The sequence below is a fragment of the Amycolatopsis anabasis genome (assembly GCF_009765355.1).
GTDB classification, from domain to species: Bacteria; Actinomycetota; Actinomycetes; order Mycobacteriales; family Pseudonocardiaceae; genus Amycolatopsis; species Amycolatopsis anabasis.
Genome location: NZ_VTHK01000021.1, coordinates 153,013 through 157,787, shown reverse-complemented (window position 1 = coordinate 157,787; position 4,775 = coordinate 153,013). Strand labels below are relative to the sequence as shown.

5 protein-coding genes are annotated in these 4,775 nt (G+C 66.6%); 3 read left to right on the top strand and 2 right to left on the bottom strand.

All coding sequences use genetic code 11. The features are described from left to right. Positions 1-320 precede the first annotated feature (320 nt). Positions 321-824 (top strand): hypothetical protein, encoded by a 504-nt coding sequence (locus FXO23_RS26595; RefSeq protein ID WP_158888159.1) that lies wholly within the window; start codon positions 321-323, stop codon positions 822-824. Next, positions 796-1,710 (top strand): alpha/beta hydrolase, encoded by a 915-nt coding sequence (locus tag FXO23_RS26590; protein ID WP_158888158.1) that lies wholly within the window; start codon positions 796-798, stop codon positions 1,708-1,710. Before FXO23_RS26595 ends, FXO23_RS26590 begins: the two co-directional genes overlap by 29 nt. A gap of 6 nt (positions 1,711-1,716) precedes the next feature. On the opposite strand, the gene FXO23_RS52305 is transcribed toward FXO23_RS26590, so the two are convergent. Both FXO23_RS52305 and FXO23_RS26585 read right to left on the bottom strand, forming a co-directional pair. Continuing rightward, complete coding sequence (locus FXO23_RS52305) at positions 1,717-1,851, bottom strand: hypothetical protein (protein WP_281356599.1); 135 nt, start codon at positions 1,849-1,851, stop codon at positions 1,717-1,719. Between the two features lie 717 nt (positions 1,852-2,568). Next, the gene (locus FXO23_RS26585) at positions 2,569-2,748 is read right to left on the bottom strand and encodes an SDR family oxidoreductase (RefSeq protein WP_281356598.1); all 180 of its coding nucleotides are present in this window, start codon (positions 2,746-2,748) and stop codon (positions 2,569-2,571) included. 588 nt (positions 2,749-3,336) lie between these two features. Between FXO23_RS26585 and FXO23_RS26580 the strand changes: the two genes are divergently transcribed. Further along, on the top strand, positions 3,337-4,761 hold the full coding sequence (locus FXO23_RS26580; RefSeq protein WP_158888157.1) for a hypothetical protein: 1,425 nt from the start codon (positions 3,337-3,339) through the stop codon (positions 4,759-4,761). Positions 4,762-4,775: the final 14 nt, after the last annotated feature.

The following is a 4,775-nucleotide window of genomic DNA, read 5'->3' as shown; positions in this document are numbered from 1 at the left end:
TCCATCGCTCGGAAGATGTCGGGAGCCAGGGTGGAGTGCGGCGCTTTCACCCCGCTTTCTTTTCCAGCGTGGTGGGGGCGGCCCTACCACGCGGTGGGGGAGTGCTCCGTTGTTCCGGCGGCGAACTACCGCCAGGCTCGACGGGGCGAACCTGGTCGGTTCGCCAGACGCAACGAGAGGATGGGGAAGATGCGATCACGAACGACCAGCCGGATCGTGGCGATAGCCGTTGGGGGACTCGTCGCCGGTCTCCTGACGGGGACGGCGGCCGGATCCGGTCACGCGACCACGGGTGCGGGCGCCAGGATCGAATGGGCGAAATGTCCCGCACTGCCAACACTGACGAACGGTTCGGCGCGGGCGGTGCACTCGAATGCGGCACGCTCGACGTACCCGTGGACTACCGGGATCCGCACGGCAGAACGATCGAGCTCGCGGTGTCCCGGCTCCGCAGCACCGTTCCGGCGAAACGGCGTGGTGTGCTCTTGGTCAACCCCGGCGGCCCGGGCGTGGCCGGGCTCGACTTGCCGGTGGTGCTCGCGCAGCGGGGTGCACCGGCGAGCCTGCTGAATTGGTACGATCTGATCGGTTTCGATCCCCGGGGCGTCGGGCACAGCAGCCCGGTGTCCTGCGGCCTCTCGCCGGAACAGCGGGCCGTCGCGTTCGGAACGTATGCCCACGGGCCGGCAGACGTGGCGAAACAGGCCGGAAGTGCGGAAGAAATCGCGAACCAGTGCGTCGCCACGGGTGGCGAGAACTTTGCCGTACCTGACGACGAGGAACACCGCGCGCGATATGGACCAGATCCGGAAGGCACTCGGTGAACAGCGAATCTCCTATTACGGCACGTCGTATGGAACCTATCTCGGCCCGGTTTACGCGCGGCTCTTCCCCGGGCGCGGCGACCGGTTCCTGTTGGACAGCGCCGCCGACCCGAAGATGATCTGGCGCGAGCAGTTCCGGAACTGGGGACTCGGGACGGAGCTGCGGTTCCCCGACTTCGGGAAGTGGGCGGCGGCCCGGCACGGTGTCTACCAACTGGGGCGGACCGCGGACGAGGTACGGGGCAAGTACTTCGAGCTAGCCAGCGCGCTCGACGCGGCGCCGGTCGGCGGCGTCAACGGGGACATGTTCCGGCAGCTGACCCGCTCCAAGCTCTACAGCGACCACGAGTTCCCGGCACTAGCCCAACTCTGGCAGGACCTCGGCCGGTCAGGCGCCACCGCGCCCGGCGCGGCCGTGGCAACGGCGGCCTCGCCACCCGTGCCCGACGACAACTTCATCGCCGCGCACCTGGCGGTCACCTGCGGGGATGTCTCCTGGCCGCGGTCGCTCGCGCACTACCAGCGCGCCGTCCGGATCGACCGGCAGCGCTTTCCGATGGTCGGCGGCATGACCGCGAACATCACCCCCCGCGCGCGCTGGCCGCTGGCACCGAGGGAGAAACCGACCGAGATCACCGGCGACGGACCGGAGAACCTGCTCATCCTGCAGAACCTCCGCGACCCGGCCACGATCTACACCGGCGGCGTCCACCTTCGCCAGCTGCTCGGCGACCGAACCAAACTGGTCAGCATCGACCAGGGCGGGCACGTCGTCTACCCGGGCAACAACACCTGCGCGGACGACCTCGCCACCCGTTTCCTCGTCGACGGGGTCGTGCCGATCCGGGATCGGTTCTGTTCCGCCGAGACCCCTCCGGCGCCCTGACCCGATTCATGGCCAGTGCCATACCTCGGGAAAGCGCTTCGAGGGACGGTTCAGCAGCGGCTCGGGCTCTGCCCGGAGATGCCGGTCGACGAACGCGCCGACGTACGCGCGGGTGAGCTGGGTGCCCCGCATGCTCGGCATGGTCTGTCCCTCCGGCAGGGGAGCCCGAGGGTTTCATTTCAAGAGCCAGCTGGTGAATAGCCAATGAGCACATTGGAAGCAATGGGGAGTTGGCTGACAACTCGCCTATTACTTGCCGCCGTCAACAGCGACCGTCGCTTCGGCCGCCGGCTCCTGTCTCCCGCCGACTATGGCTTGTGCCGAACCTGCCGAGACAAGCTGCACGCCGAGTATCGCAAGCCCAACCTTCTCACCGGTCGCGGACGAAGAGGGCAAGGTCGATCAAGGATTTCGTGAGGACTTCGCGTGCCGAGGAGGTGGTGTCGGCAAGGAGGTGACGGAGGATGGGTGGTTTCGTCGAGGTGTTGCTGGCCGGCGATGGCATCGAGGAGAGCCTGGCGGGCGCGGGGAGAGAACCGGTTGTGACGGATCCTGCGTTTCGGGGTCAGGGATTCGATCGCGGCGGCTCCCGCCTCCCCTTGGCGTTCGAGCGCGTGTTGCAGGGGTGCTGTCCCCTGCTACGGCGAAGCCGTAGAGCAGCAGGCCGGTGCTGCAGATCACCGGTGTCGTCGAACAAGTCGTTGCCCAGGTGGGTGCCGGGGGCGACCGGCGTCGGGGCAGTGGTGGTCCGCGGGGATCCAGCCGGGCGGGAGGCGGTCGGGACGAGGCCCGCCAAGGGAATGCCCACGAGGCCGAGGATCTGACTGGACGACCACCCCCCCACCGCGACGAACTCGGTCACCAGGTCGGCGGCGGTAGACGCTGGGTGAGGAAGAACGGTGCCTTGACGTTGACTGCGACCATCCGGTCGAACTCCTCAGGGGAGGGCACCTCGATCGGCCGCCCCATTATGTTGAGCCCCGCGTTGTGCACCAGGATGTCGATCGTCGATTCCCGGTGTGCGCGCAGTCCGGTCATGTTTGAGGCTCTCCAACACATTCCCGGACGAGATCACCTGACCCCATACCCGCTGTGTCCTGCACACGGGGAAACCTCAGTCCCGCAGCAGTGTCTACTGTGGCCAGTCGGGGATGCCGATGAGCAGGTCCGGGTCGGGCCGGAGGTAGCCCTGCGGTCAGTTTCTTGATCTCGTGACGGAATCGATTCTGGTTAGGGACGAAAGTCAACCTTGGACTGGCCACATCCGGCACGGGGGTGACCTGGCGTTGGGCGTACGGCGGCCGAGGGCGGTGGCCGCCTCGTGTCTGATCCGGGAGCTTGTCTGAAGTTTCTTCGTAGAGGGGGTCAGCCGATAGTGGGAGGTCCGGGGCGGGTGGGTTCCACCGCCGACTGCGTGGCGTAGCAGCATGGTCACGATCAGGTGGAATGAGTGCGGGGGCGAGTCGGGCCGGTGGGGCTGGGAAGCCAAAGGGTCCACCGGGTTCTGATCGGCGGAACCTGACCGATGTCCCAGAGGAAATAATGGTGTGTGAGGCAAATGAACTGAGCAGAAGCCGGGCACGGACTGGGGAACGCAGACGCCGGGTGCGACTCGGTACTGCCGCGGTGCTGGCCGTCGGCGTTCTGGTATCCGGGGGTGTGGTCGCGCCCGCGGCGCTCGCGCAGGACAATCCGATCAGCGAGGGCGCCGAGCAGGTGGGTGAGGGCGCGAACGAGGCCGCACAGGACAACCCGGTCACCGAGGGCGCCGAAGCGGCCGAGGAGAGCTGGGACGCGGCCACCGACGCGATCGACATGGACTTGACGACCGAGAATTTCCAGGACGCCTTCGAAGTGCCGGACGAAGAACAGGACGTGCTCGTCCACGAACTCGCCGCAGCCTGTATCGAGGGGGACCCGAACGCCACGGTGCTGAAAAGCCCCGCCGCCGAAGACAGCGGCGTGTGCGACGCGGACAGCACCTACCAGGACGATTTCAACACCAACCTGAGGGCCACGGTGCAGACGGCCGTGGCCGACAACGACCTGCAGAACGCGGTCCGCCAAACGCCCGGGATCTCCTACCAGACCCCGACCAGCGAAGAGGCCGCTGGCCTGGTGCTGGAGAAGGTGGGCAACAGCCCCACCTTCAAGCGGGACTGGGCCGCGCTCAAGCCGTCGAAGGGTGCGTGGGTCGCCACCGCGGTGAACGTGGGTACCACCCTGGCTGACGGCAACGCCAGCACTCAGGATCTGGTCACGGCCGCTACCTCGAACGTCCCCATCGCCGGGCAGGTCATCGGCTTCGCCGACGCGGGCTCCAAGCGGGACATCGAGGGGATGTGGCTCAACACGGCCGCCCTGGGCGGTGTCGCGGCCGCCCTGAGTAACCCCGCTCTGGGAGCCACGGTCGGTGCCGGCCTCGCCGCCTATGAAATCGGCAAGGTCGTGCACAAGACACTGCTCAAGCAGCAGAGCGGCCGGGACTGGACGCAGAACCCACCGCAGACGGTCCAGGAGTTGGTCCAAGCCGGCATGAAGATCTCCATGACCGGGCACAAGGACGCCACGATCGACGTCAGCAAGGGCAGCGACGCCCAGACGCTGATCTTCGACTCCAAACTGTCCGACACCACGGTGACCGACCAGCCCCGCGTCAGCTACACCCTCAAAGGCGCGAACTCACCCGAAGAGCTTGGCACTCAAGCGCCCATCCTCTTCACCCACCCGCAGACCCATGGTGTGGCCATCGAGAAGATCACCTTCTTCCAAGACGGGAAGGCCGTGGAGGGCAAGTGTGTAGCCGTCCCCACGGGTTTTGGCGGTGGCCCCAACGGAGCCGACACCGAGCTCGTGATGTGTGCCCCCGCGCACGACATCAAAGTGACCCAGGACAACCCAGTCAAGGTGGACATCGCCTGGAAAGACAACAAACAGATGTGCCAGAACATCGACGGCTGCGGCACTGTGAAGGAAACCATGACCCTCAATTTCATCCCGGACAACGGTGAACCGGTCGAGATGGACCTCCCGATCCACATCCGCCAATAGACAGCGACCACCGC

Coding starts and splice junctions, on each gene's coding strand:
- FXO23_RS26590 (WP_158888158.1), top strand. CDS start 796: ATGGACCAGATCCGGAAGGCACTCGGTGAACAGCGAATCTCCTATTAC.
- FXO23_RS26595 (WP_158888159.1), top strand. CDS start 321: ATGTCCCGCACTGCCAACACTGACGAACGGTTCGGCGCGGGCGGTGCA.
- FXO23_RS52305 (WP_281356599.1), bottom strand. CDS start 1,851: ATGCCGAGCATGCGGGGCACCCAGCTCACCCGCGCGTACGTCGGCGCG.
- FXO23_RS26585 (WP_281356598.1), bottom strand. CDS start 2,748: ATGACCGGACTGCGCGCACACCGGGAATCGACGATCGACATCCTGGTG.